The sequence below is a fragment of the Alistipes sp. dk3624 genome, assembly GCF_009557455.1.
GTDB lineage: Bacteria > Bacteroidota > Bacteroidia > Bacteroidales > Rikenellaceae > Alistipes_A > Alistipes_A hominis.
In genome coordinates this window covers 486,411-505,474 of the sequence record NZ_CP045651.1, presented here as the reverse complement: position 1 = coordinate 505,474, position 19,064 = coordinate 486,411, and the positions used below count along the sequence as shown (strand labels likewise).

Below are 19,064 nucleotides of genomic sequence, written 5' to 3'. Positions count from 1 at the left end.
TGCCGGGAGCTGACCTTTTGTTCCGGAGTCCGCTGAGGGAGAGGAACGGCTTTCTCGCGCACGGAGGGTATCAGCCTTTCGAAAAATGCCGAATTGTCGGAAATTATTGTTAGTTTTGTAACGATATAATTCCGAACGAGCATGAATTTCAGATATCTGATAACGGTATCCCTGTTATTTGTTTTGACCGCAGCCACGCTCCACGGCCAATCGCGCAGGCGCCGTCCGGTCGTTCCGGCGACGTTGCACATCGAAGATCTGCCGCAGCAGCCGTTGGATACGCTGGCGACCGACGATCCCGAAACCCGGATCATTATTTTCAGCAATAATACCTGGCGTTACTACCGTCCCGCGCTGAAAGTGCGAGATTCGCTGCCGGTCTATATGCAGTATTGGGATACCTCGCAGGTTTTCGCTTATAAAAGCATCGCTTACGAGGATCTACCGTCGGTGGTGGATCTGAATCTGGTAAAGGATCTGTCCGGATTCAAAGCTCCGGTAGTCGGCTCGGTGCTGTCGAAATACGGCCCGCGCGGCCGCCGCAACCACAACGGCGTGGATATTCCGCTGAAGATCGGCGAACCGATTTACGCCGCGTTCGACGGCAAAATTCGTTATGCGAAGTACAATACGGGCGGTTTCGGGAATCTGGTGATCGTCCGGCATGAAAATGGCCTGGAAACCTGGCATGCTCATCTTTCGAAGCTCAATGTCAAGGTGAACGATTACGTTAAATGCGGGCAGGTAATCGGATTCTGCGGTTCGACCGGGCGCAGCCGGGGACCGCATCTGCATTTCGAAATGCGTTACTGCGATCAGACCTTCGATCCCGAATTTATCGTCGATTTCCAGACGGGGCAGTTGAAATACCAGACTTTCGCCCTCGAAAAACAGTTCTTCAACATTCATTCCCGCGCTTCGGAAATTCTGGAAGAGGACGACGACGACTTTCCGTTGCTGGCTTCTGCGGAAGGGGATACTGCCTCCGGCGACATTCTGGAACGGATCGCCGCCGCCCAGAAAAAGGAGGAGCAACAGACTAAAACGGCGACCGTCAGTTCCAGCAACGCCGTTTACCATACGATCAAACAGGGCGATATTCTCGGTCGGCTGGCGCTTAAATACGGCGTTTCGGTCAGTCAGATATGCCGCCTGAATAACATCACTCCGAAAACCGTGCTGAAGCTCGGCCGGCGTCTGCGGATCAAGTAGCTTTGAATCCGGATGTTTTTATGACATTTTTGTCTTATAGGTAGTTGCGCGCTCCGAAGATGTAGCTTCCGATACGCACCATCGTGCTGCCGCATGAGACGGCGATCGGATAATCGGAGGTCATGCCCATCGAAAGCGTATCGAAATCGCGGTCGAAATACTCGTTTCCCAACCTGACGAACAATTCGTGCAGACGGGTGAATTCGGCGCGGATCGTCTCTTGATCCTCGGTATGGGTCGCGACGCCCATAAGTCCCCGGAAACGAACGGAGTTCAGGTTCCGGTAGGCGCCCGTTTGCAGGTAGTCGATCAGGTCTTTCTCGCTCCATCCGTGTTTCGACGCTTCCCGTGCGATGCGTATTTCGAGCAGGACATCGATCGTCCGGTCGTTTTTGACCGCTTCTTTCTGGATCACGTCCAGCAGTTTCGCCGATTCCACCGAATGGATCATCGCGACAAACGGGGCGATGTATTTGACTTTATTGGATTGCAGGCCGCCGATCTGATGCCATCGGATGTCCTTCGGCAGGGCATGGTACTTCTCGACGAGTTCCTGCGGGCGGTTTTCTCCGAAAGCGCGTTGCCCGGCCCGGTAGGCTTCCAGAACGGCTGACGGCGGATAGGTTTTCGATACGGCGATCAGTTCCACGTGTTGCGGCAGCGCCGCGCGGAGCCCGGTGATTTTTTCGGCAATCGACATGATATTTCCTGTAACGTTTCAGTATCCAAAGTTAACGAAAAAACGGCAAACAAAAACCGACGATACTCCTTTTCTGCACACGAAATTCATGCAGACGGCGTATGTCGGAATCGGTCTGTGCCGAACAGGCGTTTTCGCCGGAAACCTATTTGATCAGCCTGTTGGTCTCCGTGTCGGGAAAAACGACCCACGGCTTGAACGTTTTGGCTTCTTCGAAGTCCATCAGCGCGTACGAGATGATGATCACTACGTCGCCGACTACGCAACGGCGCGCCGCCGGCCCGTTCAGGCACACGGCTCCGCTGCCGCGCTCCCCTTTGATGATATAAGTTTCGAGACGTTCCCCGTTGTTGACGTTCACGATCTGAACTTTCTCCCCGGCGATCATATTGGCAGCATCCAGCAAATCCTCGTCGATGGTGATACTCCCCACATAACTGAGGTTGGCCTCGGTTATGGTCACCCGGTGTATCTTGGACTTGAATACCTCTATCTGCATTGCTTTGTTCCCCAATTAGTTAGTGCGGCGTAGGCCGCAGTTCTCCTGATAAAAACATGTTACCGATCGGCAAATTTAACAAATATATTTAAATCCCCAATCTTTTATCGGCCTCGTGCGATTTTCTTAGGCCGCAGTCGTTTGCGTGTTATTATAAGCGTTTATATACCATCCTGTTACAAGATCGCGATATTGTCGATCAGCCGCACGTTGCCGGCCTGGACGGCGATGCAGCCGCGCATCGGGAACGTGTTGCTCCACCGGTCGATCCCTTCCAGCGTATCGGCGTTGACCACTTCGAAATATTCGACTTGCAGCAGCGGGTCGGCGTCGATCCGTTCGACGACCCGGCGTTTCATTTCGTCCACCGACATGCTGCGCGCGCTTTCGACCCCTTCCTTCAGAGCTTTGTAGATCAGCGGCGCGGCGGCCCGGTGTGCGGGTGTCAGCAGCGCGTTGCGCGAACTGAGCGCCAGTCCGTCGGTGTCGCGGACAATCGGACATGCGACGATTTGCAGCGGGTAGTCGCACTGACGTACCAATTCCCGAATCACGGCGATCTGCTGGAAATCCTTTTCACCGAAATAGGCCTTGTCGCAGCGGACGATGTCGAACAGGCGGCTCACCACTTGGGCTACGCCGTTGAAATGCCCCGGTCGGTGCGCGCCTTCCATCACCTTGTCCAGCAGCCCGAAATCGAATACTCGCGTGTCTTTTTCCGGATAAATGTCTTCTACCGAAGGGGTCAGCGCGAAGTCGGCGCCCGCTTTTTCGAGCAGTGCCAGGTCGGCTTCCACGGTTCGCGGGTAGTTTTTCAAATCGTTCGGGTCGTTGAACTGGGTCGGATTGACGAAAATGCTGACGACGACCGTGTCGCATTCCCGCCGGCACTGTTCGACCAGCGACAAGTGCCCGTTGTGCAACGCTCCCATCGTCGGGACGAAACCGCACGTGCCCGGGTGCCGTTTCAGTTCGTCGGAAAGCGCTGCGTTCCTTGTGAAAACTTTCATCGAAATCGTTTTTTCAGGCGATATTACCGCCTTTATTTTAACGGCACAAAGGTAGAAAATTGCTTATAATAATCTAATTTTTTCGGGAAAAAGGTTGTAACTTTGCGAAGAACCTAAGTTTTCTTTTATGAAAAGAATCTTTACTGTTTTACTTATGACGATACTTGCTGCGGGCGTCGGGGGATGCCGGAAAAAGATAACCGAAGAAAAATTCAATTGGGTGGCGGACCGCTTCGACGACATCCGGGTGCTGAAATACCGGGTTCCGGGGTTCGATACGCTTGCCCTGAACGAGAAGTTGCTGATCTATTACCTGAGTCAGGCCGCTCTGAGCGGGCGCGACATTTTGTTCGACCAGAACGGGCGTTACAACCTGCGGATCCGCCGTACGCTGGAAGCCATCTATCAGGGATATGCCGGCGATCGGAAAGATCCGCGTTTCAAGCAGTTCGAGAAATACCTTAAGAAAGTGTGGTTCGCCAACGGCATCCACCATCATTATTCGACCGACAAGTTTCGGCCGGAATTTACCGAGGCCTATTTCGACGAGTTGGTAGCCGGTACGCCGAAAACGGATTTTCCGATGGATTTCGGTTCCGTGGAACGGGTGATAGCCGAGATCAAACCGGTCGTTTTCGACCCGGAGGTGATGCCCAAACGGGTGAATCTCGCTGCCGGAGAAGATATTATCCGGGCGTCGGCCAACAATTATTACGAAGGGGTCTCCCAGCAAGAGGTCGAGGAGTTTTATGCCGCCCGGATGGACCCGAACGACCGGACGCCGGTTTCCTACGGATTGAACAGCAAGTTGGTCAAAGGCGGCGACGGACGGTTAGTGGAGCAGGTTTGGAAAGTGGGAGGCATGTATTCTCCGGCGATCGAAAAGATCGTTTACTGGTTGCAGAAGGCTTCGGAGGTGGCTGTGGGCCGTCAGAAGGAAACGATCGATGCGCTGATCGCTTTTTATAAGAGCGGCGATCTGAAGCAATTCGATAAGTACAGCATCTTGTGGGTCGGGGATACGGCCTCTAAAGTCGATTTCGTGAACGGTTTTATCGAGAGTTACGGCGATCCGCTGGGGTATCGCGGTTCGTGGGAGAGCATGGTGAACTTCCGGGACGAGGATGCGACCGAACGGACGAAGATCATCTGCGAAGCCGCCCAGTGGTTCGAGGATCATTCCCCGGTCGACGAACAGTTCCGGAAAAAAGAGGTGAAAGGCGTTTCGGCAAAGGTAATTACCGCCGCCATACTTGGCGGCGACTGTTATCCGGCCACGCCGATCGGCGTCAACCTGCCGAATGCAGACTGGATCCGCCGCGATCACGGTTCCAAATCGGTGACCGTCGGCAATATCACGTCCGCTTATGCGGAGGCTGCCAAGGGTAACGGTTTCGACGAAGAGTTCATATTCGATTCGGAGACGATCGAACTACATAAAAAGTACGGCTCGCTGGCCGACGACTTGCATACCGATCTGCACGAGTGCCTCGGACACGGTTCGGGACAACTGGCGCCGGGCGTGAAGGGCGACGAACTGAAAAATTACTCTTCGACGCTGGAAGAGGCGCGCGCCGACCTGTTCGCGCTGTACTATCTGGGCGATCCGAAAATGGTCGAACTGGGACTCGTTCCGTCGTTCGACGTGGCCAAGACGGAGTATGCCGTTTACATGATGAACGGAATGATGACCCAGTTCGCGCGGATCGAGCCGGGCAAGACGGTCGAGGAGGCGCACATGCGCAATCGGAAGCTGATCGCCGAGTGGTGCTATGAGAAAGGCAAAGACGAGCGGGTCGTCGAAAAAGCGGTGAAAGACGGGAAAACCTATATCGTGGTGAACGATTATCAGAAATTGAGGGGGCTTTTCGGCGAACTGCTGAAGGAGATCCAGCGGATCAAGAGCACCGGCGATTTCGAGAGCGGCCGGGAGTTGGTCGAAACCTACGCTGTGCAGATCGATCCCGAGTTGCATAAAGAAGTGCTCGACCGTTATCAAAAGCTCGGTCTGGCGCCTTACAGCGGCTTTGTCAATCCGGTTTACCAACCGGTCATGGAAAACGGGGAGATCGTCGACGTCAATGTCGAATATACCGACGACTATGCCGGTCAGATGATGGAGTATTCGCGCGAATATTCGTTCCTGCCTTCGGTAAACTGACCGGAAATGCGAACCGTCTCCGCTACGAAAAATCGTATCTTGCTTTACGGCCTGGACTGGTTTACCGAGCAGCATGACGCCGGTATGGTTTGCGTGAAGGGAAATGTCCGTTACCGGGATGCCGTTTACGAAGGGGCCGCTTTCTGTAGACTGGTCGCTTCCGCGGCTGCGGATGCCGGCGCCTTCGGGGAGTTCGTTCGGGAGTTGAACGGCTGTTTTGCCATCGTCTTACAGCGGGACGGCGCATTGTGTGCGGCGACCGACCGACTTCGTTCTTTTCCGTTGTGCCGGACCCGGTTCCGGGACGCATGGCTGGTGACGGACGACCTGCTGCGGGCGATGGAAGATACCGGAATGCAACCGGAAATCGATTCCGGGGCAATGGAGCAGTTTCTTCTGTCGGGTTTCGTCATTGGACAGCGGACGGTGTTCCGGGACATTTTTGCCGTGCAGGCTGCCGAGATAGTCCGCCTGCGGGATGCGGAGACGGAATCCGAACGCTATTTCCTTTACGATCCGAAAATGAACGTGACGCCCGACCCGGCGGAAGGGGTACGGACAGCGGATACGCTTTTCGCGCAGGCGATCCGGCGGATGACCGAGAGCGCCCCCGACGTGCGAAACTGGATCGTCCCGTTGAGCGGGGGACATGACTCCCGTTTGATTGTCAATTATTTGTATAAGGCCGGTATCCGTAACGTCGTTTGCTATTCGTACGGCGTTCCGGAAAACCCGCAGTCTCGCCTGAGTCGCGAAGTGGCCGAAGCGTTCGGGTACGAATGGCATTTCGTAGAGTATACGCGCGGACTGTTCGATGCGATCCGGGAGCAGGGATTGCTCGATCGGTATTTCCGTTTCGCGTCCTGTTGCGCGTCGAGTATGCCTCATACGCAGGATTTCGCGGCTGTTTACGAACTCGGCCGGCGCGGCATTCTACAGCGCGGCGATCTGTTCGTTCCGGGACATACGCTCGATTTTCTGGCGGGCAGCCACCTGACCCCGCAGGTTTGCGCTATCCAGACGTCGACACAGGCGGCGGAAGCCGTGCAGAGGCATTTCTCTAATTGGGGTTCCCGGCGGCCGGATCGTGCGCTGCAACGCGAAATCGGGCGGATACTGAACGATACGGGCGTTTCGTCGAACGGTTTTCCGGAATGTTTCGACTGGCAAGAGCGGCAGGCCAAGTTTATCATGCACAGCCTGAGGGTATACGAATTTTTCGGTTACGGATGGCGCACTCCGTGGTGGGATAACGACCTGACCGCTTTTTGGCAGGATATGGACGTGCCGGCCAAACTGAACCGGAGCTTCTTTTTTTACGGCGAGAAACACGGTTGGTTGGATGCGAAGCTGAAGGGTATCCCGTTCGAAAACGAACTTTGTCCGCCGCGTGCGTCCAAACCGTTGAGCCGCCGGATCATCGAAGCCGTCCCGCCGTCCGTCCTGTCGCGGTTGCTGCGTGCGACCGGTTATACGCGCAAATTCCGGATCAACGAGGGATTGCACGACCTGTACGGCGATATTCCGATCGAGCGGTTGCTGGCTCCGTTTTCCGTGCTTCCGGGATACCTGAGCCGGCACATCGCCCCTTACCGGAAACGACTGGCCTCGCAATACGACTATCACCAGGTGACGTTGGCCTATGCGATCCGGCGGTTGTTTTTCGGATCGGTCGGCCGGTAATTCTCGTTCCGGGCCGGACGAAATTCCGGAATTTTCCCTGTTTTTTTCATTTTGGCAAACATTTGGTATTCCGTAGCGAAAGGGGAACCGCCTGCGGCCGGGAAAGTCGCGTTCGAAGCGGTTTATCTCGTTATACTTCGAAAAAACGGAATGATTATGAAAAAAGTTGTGATTATCGGTGCGAGCGGATTCGTCGGTTCGGCCATTTTGAGCGAAGCGCTGGAAAGGGGATTCCGGGTGACGGCGATCGTGCGCCATCCCGAGAAAATGACCGTCCGCCGACCCGAACTCGAAGTCGTCTCCGGCGACGTTTCCGACCGGCAATTCCTTGCAGGAGCGGTTTCCGGCAGCGATGCCGTGATCAGCGCGTACAATCCGGGTTGGCGGAACCCGGATATCTATCGGGAAACGTTGCGGGTTTACCCGCTTATTATCCGGAGCGTGAAGGAAGCCGGCGTCCGTCGGTTGCTGATCGTCGGCGGGGCCGGAAGCCTGTACGTTGCGCCGGGGGTGCGCGTGATGGACCGGGGTGTTCCGGAAGCGTTCGCTCCGGGCGTCAAGGGACTGGCCGAGGTCTACTATTCGTACCTGATCCCGGAAAAGGAGCTGGATTGGGTCTTTTTCAGTCCGGCCGCCAACCTCGTTCCGGGCGAACGCACCCGAAAATTCAGGCTGGGCAAGGACGACCTGATCCGTAGCGTTTCCGGAGAGAGCCGGATATCGGTAGAGGACTATGCCGTGGCGATGATCGATGAACTGGAGAAAGAGATGCACCACCGCGAACGTTTTACGATCGGGTATTGATCCGGGGTTACGAAAACGACGAAGCCGTTTCCGCAATGGGAACGGCTTCGTCGTTTGGTAAAGGGAGCGTTTACCGGATCGGCCGTCCGCTGAAATCGACCAGCACCGGATCGCCCAGTCCGAGGGATTTCACCCCTTCCAACTGCGTTTTGGCGTCGCCCACGACGACGACGGTCATGTCGTCGAAGTTCAGGTACTTTCCGATCACGGTTTTCGCCTGGTCGAGCGTAAACGTTTTCAGCGTGTTTTCGCGCTGTTTGACGTAATCGTCCGGCAGGCCGAACAGCACGATCGTGCGCAGCATGTTTAGCTGTGCGTTAGGCGTTTCGAGGGCGCCGTTCATCGTGCGCAGCATGGCTTCTTTCGAATGGTCGAGCCACTGCTGCGAGTAATCCGTCCCGTAGTTTTTCAGAATGTCGCGCAGCAAGGTCAGCGATTCCTGCGTGACGGTCGCCTGTACGCTCGACCACGCCTGGAACGTGTTGATCAGGTTGCCTTGTGAAAACCCTGAATAGGCCCCGTAAGTATATCCGTGCTGCAGGCGCAGGATTTCGAACAGCAGACTGCCCGCCGATTCGCCGAGTTTGTCGTTGACGATCACGGCCGGGTAGGCGTCCGGATCGGCGATGGGCATGGCTTTCGATCCGACGATAACGTAGGACTGGCGGGCGCCGGGGTAGTCCGCAAAAAAGACCTTGGCGGCCGGTCGCGCCGCATTACCGTCGATCAGCGGTATGCTGACCGCTGTCGCTTCCCATTTTTCGGTCAGCGGAGCCAGCGCCCGTTCGACTTCCGGGCGGGTCAGTCCTCCGACGAAGCTCATTCGGGCCGCTTTTGGCGTGAAGTGGGCCGCATAGAACGCTTTCAGGTCGTCCAGCGTGATCGTCTGTACGGACGCCTCGGTTCCGGTCACGTTGTTCGAAAGAATGTTGTTCGCTCCGAAAATGACTTTGTTGAATACGTCCGATGCGATCGCTTTGGGTTCGGTACTGCGCTGGCGGATGTTGTCGAGCGCCCGCTCTTTGACCACGGCGAACGATTTCTCGTCCCAGCGCGGCGACAGCAGCATTTCTCCGACCAGCGCCATGACCTGCGAAAAGTTCCGCTTCAGGCAATTTCCGGAGACGGTCATCGATTCGCGCGCGGCGGCGACCCGGATCTGGGCGCCGAGTTGCCCGATCGCGTCTTCGAGTTCTTCGGGCGTCCGCGAAGCGGTGCCTTCGTTGAGCATCTGTGCGGTCAGGTAGGCGACTCCCACCTTGTCCGGATCGTCGAGCAGCATACCGTCGTTCAGTTCGATCGTGAAATTCACGAGCGGCAGTTCGCAATATTCGATCCCTTTGACCGTCATTCCGTTGCCGAGCACTGCGCTCCATATTTCCGGGATTTTCAGTTCGGGCGTGTTAGGCAGCAGGTCCGGTTCGACGCTGCGGTCGAACCGCGACGGCGTTTTTTCGTACGGATCGTCTGCGACGGCTCCCGATTCGGCGTTCATCTGCTGCTCGCCGATCGTCTCCTGCTCGGGTGCTATCTGTGTCGATCCGGTCAGCGCCAGAGAGGCTTCTCCTTCCGGGTAGATACTGACGGCGAGTAGGTTGCGGCCTTTGACGTATTTTTCGTAGACGCGCATTACGTCGTCCGCCGTTACGGAGCGGTAAGCGTCGAGTTCTTTTAGCATCCGGTCGGGCGTTCCGCCGAATACGTTGTCGTGCGCCATGGCGAGCGCCTTGCCGTTGGTCGAAGTCAGCCGGTTGTAGGTGCGTGTCTCTTCGGTGATCTTATACCGTTCGAGGTCTTTCGGGTCGATGCCGTCCCGCTCGAAACGCGCCAGCGCTTCGTCGTAAGCGGCCTTCACGTCGTCCAGTTTTACGCCGGGGAATGTCTTGGCGTCGAATACGATCATGCCTGATATTTCGAGCTGGTAGTTGAACATCTCCACTTCGGGCGCCAGTTTGCGCTCCTCGACGAGTACTTTGTACAGCGGGGATTTTTTATCTCCGGCGAGCAAGTTCGTCAAAAAGTCGAGCGCATAACCGTCCCGGTGGTAGGCTTCGACGCCCGGGTAGGCGAGAATCAGCATCGGCGCATTGCAGAACGTGTCCTCGTAAGAAATTTTGCGCGTCGCGTCGAGTTCGACGTTCCATGTTTTCGGGGCCTCCGGAACGGGCCGGGCGGGAATCTCCCCGAAATATTTTTCGATCAGCGCTTTGGTCTGAGCCGGGTCGAAATCGCCGGCGACGACCAACGTGGCGTTGCCCGGAAGGTAATACCGTTCGTAGAACTCCTTGACGTCTTCGACGGTCGCGCTTCTCAAATCGGGAATTTCGCCGATCACCGTCCAACTGTACGGATGTCCTTCGGGGAACAGGTTTTTGAACACCAGGTCGAAAGCCAGTCCGTACGGAGCGTTTTCGCCCTGTCGTTTTTCGTTCGATACGACGTCGATTTCGCGTTTCAGTCCGCCTTCGGTCACCGTGTTGATGAAATAGCCCATCCGGTCGGACTCCATCCACAGCACTTTTTCCAACGCATCGCGCGGGACGGTTTCGTAGTAGACGGTGCCGTCGTTGCTCGTGCCGCCGTTGAACGTTCCGCCCATCGCGTCGATTTTTTGGAAAAAGGCGTTGCGCGGCAGGTTTTCGGAGCGCTGGAACAGCATGTGTTCGAAGAAGTGCGCGAAACCGGTTTTGCCCGGCTTTTCGCGGTTGCTGCCTACGTGATACTGGATGGCCACCGACACTACCGGGTCGGAGTCATCGTGGTGAAGAACGACCTCGAGGCCGTTCGCGAGGACGTATTTCTCGTAATCGAGCGATACGCTGTCGTCGTTGTTTTTATTTCCGCAACTATTCATACTCAAAAGGGTACATGCCAGCAACGGAAGCATCAGTTTGTTTCTCATGGATCCGATCTGTGTTTAACGTCATTTGGTTTCACTTTTAAAGGAACGTACAAATTTAGCATATTATGGTTCCGAATGAAGAAAAAGAGTGAAAAACCTGGCCGCCGACCGGATTTTTTGTTTTCCGGCGCAGCCGGTTTTTGTATCTTTGCGTCAAAAGAGCGACTATGACCCGACGCGAATTGTGGGACTGTATATACGATGCCGCCGCCGGCGTTTACGACCGGCGGGAGGCGAGGGCGTTCGCAGCGTTCGTTTGCGAAGGACGGCTGGGTATGCGGTTTACCGATGTGATCGTCGAGCCGGACGCTCCTTGTCCCGACCGGGAAGACCTGCCCGACATCCTGGCCGAGATACGCGACTGTCGCCCGGCCCAGTATATTGCCGGGTTCGCCTATTTTCTCGGCAGGAAGTTCGCCGTCCGCGAAGGGGTGCTGATTCCGCGTCCGGAGACCGAGGAGATGGTGCGTCGCATCGTCGACCGATACAAAGGACGCAGCGGAATGCGGATTCTCGACGTCGGGACGGGAAGCGGTTGCATCGCCGTGACGCTTGCGGCGGAACTGCCCGACGCCGAAGTGACGGGGATCGACGTTTCCGAGACGGTGCTGGCCGTCGCCGGGCGAAACGGAAGCCTTTGCGGCGGCCGCGTCCGTTTCGAATGCTGCGACATCCTGACGCGGCAACCCGGGGGGCGATTCGATCTGGTGGTCAGCAATCCGCCTTATGTGACCCTCGGCGAGAAAGCCGGGATGCGTCCGAACATACTGAAGCACGAGCCGCACCGCGCGCTGTTCGTCGGCGATGACGATCCGTTGCTGTTTTACCGCGTAATCGCCGAACGGGGGAGGAGTTTGCTGGCGCCCGGCGGAGCGCTTTGGTTCGAGATCAACGAGCGTTTCGGGGACGAAGTGACCGCGCTGCTCGGCTCGCTCGGTTATGCGGATGTGAAACTGACGGCCGACCTGTTCGGAAAGCCGAGAATAACGGAGGCCGTATGGAAGTAAAAAGAACGAAAACGCCGGAACAGGCTTTGAGGATGCTGATGTACCGTTGCGCCAAAAGCGAAGTAGCCGTGTCGGACGCCCGTCGGTCGCTTGTTCGGTGGGGCGTTGCGGAGGCTGACCGGCAGCGGATCGTCGATACGCTGCTGCGCGAAAGGTTTATTGACGAACGGCGCTACGCCGAGGCCTATGTCCGGGAAAAGACCGGTCTGAGCCGTTGGGGCGTTTACAAGATCCGCGCGGCGTTGCGGGCGAAACAGATTCCCGAAATGTTGATCGAAGAGGCCCTTCGTCAGGTCGATCCGCAGTTTATGCGCGGTAAGCTCGAAGAGCAATTGCGCCGGAAGATGCAAGCGATCCGGGCCCGCAACGGTTACGAATTGCGCGGCAAGTTGTTGCGTTATGGCGTCGGACTCGGTTTCGATTTCGAAACGGTGGGCGATTTGGTCGACCGGCTGGTTGGCGACGGGGAATATGTAAAAAATGATTGAAGATGAGAAATAGCAAATTGAGCAGGATTAAAAAATGGATTGTTTTGTCGGCGGCAGTCTGTTATGCCGGCGCGTTGCCGGCTCAGTATACGCCGCATCCGGCGATGGCTACCGAGTTCGGGTTCGTTTCGCCGGTCTCTTTTCCGGTGCTGTTGTCGGCCAATTACGGCGAGTTGCGCGGCAACCATTTCCATTCGGGCATCGACGTCAAGACCCAGGGCGTAATCAACAAGCCGATCCGTGCGATTGCCGACGGCACGGTCGTCCGCATCGCCGTCAGTCCGTCCGGATTCGGCAAGGCCCTTTACATAAATCATCCGAATGGCACGACGAGCGTTTACGGTCACCTGGAACGTTTTTCGGACTCGATCGAGCGGTATATCCATGAGATACAGTATGTTCGCAAATCGTTCGCTGTGGATGTTACGCCGCCTGCCGGCAAATTCGTTTTCAAGCAGGGCGAACAGATCGCCCTGTCGGGCAACCGGGGTTCTTCGGGCGGCCCGCACCTGCATCTGGAAGTGCGCGAAACCGATTCGCAGCGTCCGCTGAACCTGCTTGCGCGCGGCATGTTGCAGGTTAGGGATACGATTCCGCCGAAACCGGTCGTGCTTTATTACATCGGGGTCGACACGGTTCAGGGTGTTCCGGTACATACGGTGCGCTGGAAACTTTCGGTGCGCCGCGATGCGCGGGGAAATTATACGCTGCTCGATACGGCCGCGTTGCGTGTCGCCCGCAACGGGTATTTTGCCGTCGAGGCCGAGGAGAAGAAGAACGGCACCGACAACCCGATGGGCGTTTACGCTTTCGACGTGACTTACGACGGTAAGCCGGCTTTTTCGATGGTCGTCGATCGGATCGGGTTCGACGTGGGGCGCTATTGTTACGCGGCGGCGCTCTATCCGCAGTCCCGCGCTACGCGCAACGGGGTTTACCGGCTTTACAAATTGCCGAACAACCGCCTGCCGGTGTACCGTAAGACGGTGCGAAACGGCTTGCTGACGCTCGACGACGACGGTCGTCACGAGGTCGGGATCGAACTGACGGACGATTGCGGCAATGCGTCGCGGCTCGCTTTCCGGGTCGTTCGGGGGTTGTCGGCGCCTCAGGTCGTTCCGGACGGGATTCCGGTCGACTGGACGAAAGATTTTCGCCATCAGCAAGGCGGCCTGTCGCTGTCGGTTCCCCGGGGCGCGCTTTACGAATCGATTCTGTTGGATCTTTCGGAAAAGCCGAAGCAGAGATACGCCTACTCGCCGCTGTATGCGATCCATACGCCGGACGTGCCGTTGCAGGGCGCGGTGACGGTCAGCATCGACGCGTCGGAACTGCCCGCGGAACTGCGTAGCAAAGCGTTGCTTGCGACGGTCGGACGCGACGGCGGTCGCAGCGCCGCCGGCGGAGCCTGGAAAGAGGGGCGCGTGACGACCGAGACGCGCAGTTTCGGAACGTATTACATTGCGGTGGACACGGTCGCTCCGCGGATTACGCCGCAGTTCAAGAGCGGCAACGACTTCGCGTCTCGCAAAACGCTGTCGTTTAAGATATCGGACGATTTTTCGGGGATCGGTTCTTACAGTGCGACCATCGACGGCAAATGGGCTTTGTTCGAATACGACCCGAAGACCGCTACGCTGACGCACTATTTCGACGACGGCCGTTGGAGTCGGGAAACGACGCATGTCCTGGTGCTGACTGTGGCCGACGGCAAGGGGAACAAAACCGTATTTAAAGGCAATTACAGAAGGTGAAAAAATGAAAACGGGCTATTCGGGGATCATTTTCGATTTCAACGGCACGCTTTTTTTCGATTCGGACAAGCAGGAAGAGTCGTGGGAGATTATTTCGATGCGTTTGCGCGGGCGGGCGTTCGGGAAACAGGAGATGCAGCGGCGTATGCACGGCCGCAGCGGCAAGTCGATTTTCGAATACTTGCTCGAACGCGACGTGCCCGACGACGAAGTGCTGCGGCTGATGGCCGAGAAAGAGGAGATTTACCGGGAACTGTGTTTGAAAGACCGGGAGCGTTTTCACCTGGCTCCGGGAGCGGTCGAATTGCTGGATTGGATCAAAGAGCGTCGAATCCCCCGTACGATCGCGACGGCTTCGGAGATCGTCAACGTGACCTTCTTCATCCGTAGTTTCGGTTTGGAGCGTTGGTTCGATCCGGAAAAGATCGTCTATGACGACGGAACACTGCCCGGTAAGCCGAATCCGGACATTTACCTGAAAGCGGCTCGCACGATCGGGCTTGCTCCGTCTCGCTGCGTGGTCGTCGAAGATGCCGTTTCGGGGATCGAAGCCGCCCGGCGGGCCGGCGCCGGATACATCGTGGCAATGGATTCCGGGGCGACGGACCCTGCGGTGCTGGCGCGACTGGACGGCGTCGCCCGGGTGATTCGCAGTTTCGACGATTTCGACCGAAATCTCTTAACGGTTGGCGCATAGGAAGCAGGCGGATTTCCGGCAGGAAATTTACCTGGGAATAAGCATGGTCTACCGCATGACTTTGTCGAAAGTGCGGTAGCCGAAGGCGTGCAGTAGGATGATGCTGTTGCGCAGGATACCGTGTGGGCGCGCGACGCGGTGCCGTTGGATCGCACGTCTTTTTTCGTGCAGCGATTTCCGCTGCCTGTGAAAATCGATGTGGGCCCGGAATACTTTTTTAAAGAAGTCGGGGTGGCCCTGAACGAGGAACACGAGCGCCGCCATACCGTCCAGTACCATCCGGGAGAACAGTACCGGCCAGAAAGTGCCGGGCGACAGATTCTTGAACAACATGCAGAGATTGTTACGGAAATTCAGGTAAATTTTCTGCGGACTGTTGTTCGGCAACGTTCCGCCGCCGACATGGAACACCGTGCTGCGCGGTTCGACCCGGATCCGGTATCCGGCCAGTTGCGCCCGCCAGCAGAAGTCGATCTCCTCCATGTGGGCGAAAAAATCGCCGTCGAAGCCGCCGAGTCGTCGGAATACTTCGCTGCGCACCAGCATACACGCTCCCGACGCCCAAAACACTTCGCGCGGGGCGTCGTATTGCCCCCGGTCGGACTCGATCGTGTCGAGGATTCGCCCGCGGCAGAACGGATAGCCCAAAAAATCGATGAAGCCGCCGGCGGCCCCGGCGTATTCGAATTTGCCGGGATTGGCGTAGGAACGGATCTTGGGAGCGACGGCCGCCGCCGCCGAGTCCCGTTCGAGCAGTTCCACCAGCGGAGCGAGCCATCCTTCGGTCACCTCGACGTCCGAATTGAGCAGGACGCAGTAGTCGGCTTCGATCCGGGCCAGGGCCCGGTTGTATCCTTCGGCAAAGCCGTAATTCCGATCCAGCAACAGCAGTTCAACCTGCGGAAACCGCGCCCGGATGAAATCCGCCGAATCGTCCGTCGATCCGTTGTCGGCGACGACGATGTCTGCGCCGGGGGTACGGGCGACCAGCACCGGAAGGAACCGTTCGAGGTGCGAACGGCCGTTCCAGTTTAGGATAACGACTTTGACCGGTTTCATAGGCGGGTTATCGGGCTTCGGTTTCTTTTTCGGAATGGGTGATGTCGTAATCCGCGGGTTTTTTATGCTTCCACCGCCGGTGCGACCACATCCACAATTCGGGCGTTTCCCGAATCATCGCCTCGAGCCGGCTGATGTAGCGTTCGGTGATTTCGTGCGGAGCGACCGCTTCTTCGCCGTCGTAGATTCGTTGCAGTTCCGCTTCGTAATGCTGCGGCGAGGTTTTGCGGACATACATGAAGTAGACCGGCATTTTCAACCGCAACGCCATTTTTTCCACGCCCGAAAAAAATGGCGTGTCCTGTCCCAGGAACCGGTACCAGTGCTTGATTTCGTGCCAAGGCGGCGTCTGGTCGGCGATCAGCGCGACACTGACCGGCCGGGCCCCTTTGCGTTTGGATTTCAGCGTTTCCTGCAGGATGTTGTTCATCGGAACCGGCTGCGTGCCGAAACGGGATCGGGCTTTGTGGTAGAAGAGGTCGAACGCCTCGCTGTGCAGCGGGCGGTAGACGGCCAGTACCCGGTGGTCGCTGTGGCAGGCGTAGTTGATCGTCAGTTCCCACGATCCGTAGTGGGACATCGCCGAGATCCAGTTGCGTCCGCGCATGGCCTCTTCCTGCGCTTCCACGTCGCGGTAAACCATCCGTTCGAGGATCTCCTTGCGCGAGATCGTCGCGAGTTTGATCGTGTCCACGAAGACTTCGGACAGGTGGCGGTAGAATTTCGTTTCGATCTCACGGAGTTCCGCTGCGCTTTTTTCCGGGAATGAGTTCGACAGGTTCGTGCGCACGACGGTCAGCCGGTAGCGGACGATCCGGTGCAGGACGAAACAGATGAAAGGGGCCAGCGCATGATACAACAGCCGGTTCGGGAACATGCCCGTTATCCGGCATGCGCCCATCAGCAACGCATATTGTATCCTGCCGCCCGTAGTCATCGTACTTTTTGCTTGAAGTCTTCGTAAATGTTCGGCGTGCAAGCGATAATCTGCCGTCCGAACAGGTAGTCGTCTCCGCCTGCATAGTCGGTGATCCGCGCTCCGGCCTGCCGGGCAATCAGAACGCCTGCGGCTACGTCCCACGGGGAGAGTCCCGTATGGTAAAAAGCGTCGCAGCGTCCGCAGGCCACATAAGCGAGGTCTGCGGCGGCCGATCCTACGCGTCGGATTCCATTGGTGGTGTTTTGAAAATGGACGAGGCTGTCCACGAACCCGTCGGTCTTGTTCAGCGCCGCGTAGGAGAATCCGATGGCGATCAGCGCGTTTTCGAGTTTGTCGGTCGCCGAAACCCGGATGCGCTGCCCGTTCAGATAGGCGTACGATCCGCGCCAGGCGTAAAACAGTTCGTCCCGGGTCACTTCGTAAATCACGCCCGCCGTCAGCTCGTCTTCGTCCATCAGCGCGATGCTGACGCAATACGGCGAGAAATCGTGCACGAAATTGGTCGTGCCGTCCAGCGGATCGACGATCCATTTGAGCGGCTGTCCTTCGACGGCGGCGGTCACGGTCCCTTCTTCGGTGATGAATCCTGCGTCGGGAGTCAGTTCGCGAAGCCGTTCGACGATCATCTTTTCGGTCTGCTTGTCGACATATGAGACCAGGTTCTGCGCGCCTTTGAACTCCACGTCCGCGAACGTGAAACTTTTGCGCTGTTCGGCGATGTAGGCGCCCGCTTCGCGCGCCAGGTCGCATGCGCTGAGGCATATTGCTCGGTAATCCAGCATTTTATTCCGTATATAGTTTTAAACTGTCCGTTTTGGTTCGTACCCGCAGCCATTGCTCGATCCGTTCCCGTTCTCCGGCTGCGAGTTTTTTTCCTTTGTTCAGATGCATGACGCAGAGCACCAGCGTGTCGGCCGGCGTTTTGTCCGTATTGTAACGCACCGCTTTCGAAAGCGTTACGTCGTGCAGATCGGGCACCAGCGTGCGCATTTCGACCGTGATGTCCCGGACGGCCAGCGTGTCGGTCGCAAAGGCCGACAGTTTCGTTTCCAGTTCCCTGATCCGAATGTTTTTTTCGGATAGCAGTTCCTGATAACCGGTTTGCAGCGTCGAAAAATTCAGGTTGTCCGTTTCGCCGCTTTGGCGGACGACCAGACGGACGTCCCGCAGGTTGTACTGCGGCATTTGCAGTCGTGCGTTTTCGATCATTTCGTCCGAGATCGGTTCGCCGATCAGGTAAATCTCCACGTAACTCTCCCCGTTGTCGGGCCGGTAAATGCCGGTATGTTCGATGACCTTCGTTTTCGGGAACTGGAATACCGTATTCACGTATCGTTTTACGTCGTTTTCGAAAAGGCTGCGTTTGACGATCCGGTAGCCGATCACTACGCTCGGGATGATCGTGACCAACACGATCAGCAGGATCGAGCGTCTGACCCGCATTTCGCGGTTTTTGTCGACGAACTCCTTTTTCGAGTAGTGCAGAAAGCGCACGACGATGAACGTGGCGATCGCGATGAAGACCGTATTGATAAAGAACAGATAGAACGCTCCGATGAAGTATTTGAATTGCAGGGTGGCTAATCCGAATCCGGCCGTACACAGCGGCGGCATCAGCGCCGTAGCGATGGCTACGCCGGGGATGACCGTAGACGTACGGTCCTTGCGCGATTGGGCGACGATTCCGGCCAGGCCGCCGAAAAAGGCGATCAGCACGTCGTAGGTCGTCGGTGTCGTGCGTGCCAACAGTTCGCTCTGGGCCCCGCTGAGCGGCGAAATGAAAAAGTAGAGCGTCGAGGTGAAAATGCTGGCCAGCACCATGAAACCGAAGTTGCGCAGCGAGCGTTTCAGCAACTCGAAATCGTTGATCCCGACGGACAGTCCCATGCCCATGATCGGCCCCATCAGCGGCGAGATCAGCATGGCTCCGATGATAACGGCCGTCGAGTTGACGTTGAGTCCCAGCGAAGCGACGAACGTGGCGAAAATCAGCACCCATAGGTTCGTGCCCTTGAACTCCACGCCCTTGCGGATGTTGTCGACCACCTCTTCCTCGGAAGCCTTGTCGGCGCTGAGATCGAACCGGCTGCGGAGAAAGCTGCGGAGGGCTTCGGACAAGTGGTGCGGGGAACGGTTGCTCATGGTTCT

Annotated in this window: 16 protein-coding genes; 8 read left to right on the top strand and 8 right to left on the bottom strand. The window is 57.0% G+C overall.

Features of this window, described 5'->3' with window-relative positions:
- Nucleotides 1–141 precede the first annotated feature (141 nt).
- Nucleotides 142–1,212 (top strand): peptidoglycan DD-metalloendopeptidase family protein, encoded by a 1,071-nt coding sequence (locus GFH31_RS02180; RefSeq protein WP_118457144.1) that lies wholly within the window; start codon nucleotides 142–144, stop codon nucleotides 1,210–1,212.
- 34 nt (nucleotides 1,213–1,246) lie between these two features.
- On the opposite strand, the gene GFH31_RS02175 is transcribed toward GFH31_RS02180, so the two are convergent.
- The 3 genes from GFH31_RS02175 to panC all read right to left on the bottom strand — a co-directional run bounded on the left by GFH31_RS02175 (nucleotide 1,247) and on the right by panC (nucleotide 3,421).
- Nucleotides 1,247–1,912 (bottom strand): YggS family pyridoxal phosphate-dependent enzyme, encoded by a 666-nt coding sequence (locus GFH31_RS02175; protein WP_055206201.1) that lies wholly within the window; start codon nucleotides 1,910–1,912, stop codon nucleotides 1,247–1,249.
- 145 nt (nucleotides 1,913–2,057) lie between these two features.
- Entirely contained in the window at nucleotides 2,058–2,411 is a 354-nt protein-coding gene (gene panD, locus GFH31_RS02170) for an aspartate 1-decarboxylase (RefSeq protein WP_055206200.1), read from the bottom strand.
- Nucleotides 2,412–2,587: 176 nt separating this feature from the next.
- Nucleotides 2,588–3,421 (bottom strand): pantoate--beta-alanine ligase, encoded by an 834-nt coding sequence (gene panC / locus GFH31_RS02165; protein WP_118457148.1) that lies wholly within the window; start codon nucleotides 3,419–3,421, stop codon nucleotides 2,588–2,590.
- 127 nt (nucleotides 3,422–3,548) lie between these two features.
- On the opposite strand from panC, the gene GFH31_RS02160 reads away from it, so the two are divergent.
- The 3 genes from GFH31_RS02160 to GFH31_RS02150 all read left to right on the top strand — a co-directional run bounded on the left by GFH31_RS02160 (nucleotide 3,549) and on the right by GFH31_RS02150 (nucleotide 8,069).
- The gene (locus tag GFH31_RS02160; RefSeq protein ID WP_410488880.1) at nucleotides 3,549–5,582 is read left to right on the top strand and encodes a dipeptidyl-peptidase 3 family protein; all 2,034 of its coding nucleotides are present in this window, start codon (nucleotides 3,549–3,551) and stop codon (nucleotides 5,580–5,582) included.
- A 6-nt stretch (nucleotides 5,583–5,588) separates the two neighbouring features.
- The gene (locus GFH31_RS02155; protein WP_153498360.1) at nucleotides 5,589–7,265 is read left to right on the top strand and encodes a hypothetical protein; all 1,677 of its coding nucleotides are present in this window, start codon (nucleotides 5,589–5,591) and stop codon (nucleotides 7,263–7,265) included.
- Between the two features lie 156 nt (nucleotides 7,266–7,421).
- Entirely contained in the window at nucleotides 7,422–8,069 is a 648-nt protein-coding gene (locus GFH31_RS02150) for an NAD(P)-dependent oxidoreductase (RefSeq protein ID WP_101573451.1), read from the top strand.
- A gap of 70 nt (nucleotides 8,070–8,139) precedes the next feature.
- On the opposite strand, the gene GFH31_RS02145 is transcribed toward GFH31_RS02150, so the two are convergent.
- Nucleotides 8,140–10,971: a M16 family metallopeptidase gene (locus GFH31_RS02145; protein WP_153498361.1), complete on the bottom strand. Its 2,832-nt coding sequence runs from the start codon at nucleotides 10,969–10,971 to the stop codon at nucleotides 8,140–8,142.
- Between the two features lie 167 nt (nucleotides 10,972–11,138).
- Between GFH31_RS02145 and prmC the strand changes: the two genes are divergently transcribed.
- From prmC to GFH31_RS02125, 4 genes are read left to right on the top strand one after another with little or no spacing between them, the layout of a single operon-like run.
- Nucleotides 11,139–11,978 (top strand): peptide chain release factor N(5)-glutamine methyltransferase, encoded by an 840-nt coding sequence (prmC, locus tag GFH31_RS02140; protein ID WP_101573399.1) that lies wholly within the window; start codon nucleotides 11,139–11,141, stop codon nucleotides 11,976–11,978.
- On the top strand, nucleotides 11,969–12,466 hold the full coding sequence (locus tag GFH31_RS02135) for a regulatory protein RecX (RefSeq protein WP_101573397.1): 498 nt from the start codon (nucleotides 11,969–11,971) through the stop codon (nucleotides 12,464–12,466). The genes prmC and GFH31_RS02135 overlap by 10 nt, the downstream gene beginning before the upstream one ends.
- A 2-nt stretch (nucleotides 12,467–12,468) precedes the next feature.
- Nucleotides 12,469–14,220 carry a M23 family metallopeptidase gene (locus GFH31_RS02130; RefSeq protein WP_153498362.1) on the top strand — a complete coding sequence of 584 codons (1,752 nt, stop codon included), beginning with the start codon at nucleotides 12,469–12,471 and terminating at the stop codon, nucleotides 14,218–14,220.
- 4 nt (nucleotides 14,221–14,224) lie between these two features.
- Nucleotides 14,225–14,917, top strand: a complete 693-nt coding sequence (locus GFH31_RS02125; RefSeq protein WP_118457156.1) for an HAD family hydrolase — start codon at nucleotides 14,225–14,227, stop codon at nucleotides 14,915–14,917.
- Between the two features lie 48 nt (nucleotides 14,918–14,965).
- Here GFH31_RS02125 and GFH31_RS02120 read toward each other — a convergent pair whose 3' ends face one another.
- From GFH31_RS02120 to GFH31_RS02105, 4 genes are read right to left on the bottom strand one after another with little or no spacing between them, the layout of a single operon-like run.
- Nucleotides 14,966–15,976, bottom strand: coding sequence for a glycosyltransferase family 2 protein (locus tag GFH31_RS02120; protein ID WP_118457158.1), 1,011 nt, complete (start codon nucleotides 15,974–15,976; stop codon nucleotides 14,966–14,968).
- Between the two features lie 7 nt (nucleotides 15,977–15,983).
- The gene (locus GFH31_RS02115; RefSeq protein ID WP_055206178.1) at nucleotides 15,984–16,913 is read right to left on the bottom strand and encodes a lysophospholipid acyltransferase family protein; all 930 of its coding nucleotides are present in this window, start codon (nucleotides 16,911–16,913) and stop codon (nucleotides 15,984–15,986) included.
- Nucleotides 16,910–17,698, bottom strand: a complete 789-nt coding sequence (locus GFH31_RS02110) for an inositol monophosphatase family protein (protein WP_228385779.1) — start codon at nucleotides 17,696–17,698, stop codon at nucleotides 16,910–16,912. Before GFH31_RS02110 ends, GFH31_RS02115 begins: the two co-directional genes overlap by 4 nt.
- 1 nt (nucleotide 17,699) lies before the next feature.
- Entirely contained in the window at nucleotides 17,700–19,058 is a 1,359-nt protein-coding gene (locus GFH31_RS02105) for a TIGR00341 family protein (protein ID WP_101573389.1), read from the bottom strand.
- Between the last annotated feature and the right edge of the window lie 6 nt (nucleotides 19,059–19,064).

What these genes read in the sequence shown, in the direction of transcription:
- GFH31_RS02160 (WP_410488880.1), top strand. Translation starts at nt 3,549, where the DNA reads ATGAAAAGAATCTTTACTGTTTTACTTATGACGATACTTGCTGCGGGC.
- GFH31_RS02150 (WP_101573451.1), top strand. Translation starts at nt 7,422, where the DNA reads ATGAAAAAAGTTGTGATTATCGGTGCGAGCGGATTCGTCGGTTCGGCC.
- GFH31_RS02135 (WP_101573397.1), top strand. Translation starts at nt 11,969, where the DNA reads ATGGAAGTAAAAAGAACGAAAACGCCGGAACAGGCTTTGAGGATGCTG.
- GFH31_RS02145 (WP_153498361.1), bottom strand. Translation starts at nt 10,971, where the DNA reads ATGAGAAACAAACTGATGCTTCCGTTGCTGGCATGTACCCTTTTGAGT.
- GFH31_RS02120 (WP_118457158.1), bottom strand. Translation starts at nt 15,976, where the DNA reads ATGAAACCGGTCAAAGTCGTTATCCTAAACTGGAACGGCCGTTCGCAC.
- prmC (WP_101573399.1), top strand. Translation starts at nt 11,139, where the DNA reads ATGACCCGACGCGAATTGTGGGACTGTATATACGATGCCGCCGCCGGC.
- GFH31_RS02175 (WP_055206201.1), bottom strand. Translation starts at nt 1,912, where the DNA reads ATGTCGATTGCCGAAAAAATCACCGGGCTCCGCGCGGCGCTGCCGCAA.
- GFH31_RS02155 (WP_153498360.1), top strand. Translation starts at nt 5,589, where the DNA reads ATGCGAACCGTCTCCGCTACGAAAAATCGTATCTTGCTTTACGGCCTG.
- GFH31_RS02130 (WP_153498362.1), top strand. Translation starts at nt 12,469, where the DNA reads ATGAGAAATAGCAAATTGAGCAGGATTAAAAAATGGATTGTTTTGTCG.
- GFH31_RS02125 (WP_118457156.1), top strand. Translation starts at nt 14,225, where the DNA reads ATGAAAACGGGCTATTCGGGGATCATTTTCGATTTCAACGGCACGCTT.
- panC (WP_118457148.1), bottom strand. Translation starts at nt 3,421, where the DNA reads ATGAAAGTTTTCACAAGGAACGCAGCGCTTTCCGACGAACTGAAACGG.
- GFH31_RS02115 (WP_055206178.1), bottom strand. Translation starts at nt 16,913, where the DNA reads ATGACTACGGGCGGCAGGATACAATATGCGTTGCTGATGGGCGCATGC.
- GFH31_RS02110 (WP_228385779.1), bottom strand. Translation starts at nt 17,698, where the DNA reads ATGCTGGATTACCGAGCAATATGCCTCAGCGCATGCGACCTGGCGCGC.
- GFH31_RS02180 (WP_118457144.1), top strand. Translation starts at nt 142, where the DNA reads ATGAATTTCAGATATCTGATAACGGTATCCCTGTTATTTGTTTTGACC.
- panD (WP_055206200.1), bottom strand. Translation starts at nt 2,411, where the DNA reads ATGCAGATAGAGGTATTCAAGTCCAAGATACACCGGGTGACCATAACC.
- GFH31_RS02105 (WP_101573389.1), bottom strand. Translation starts at nt 19,058, where the DNA reads ATGAGCAACCGTTCCCCGCACCACTTGTCCGAAGCCCTCCGCAGCTTT.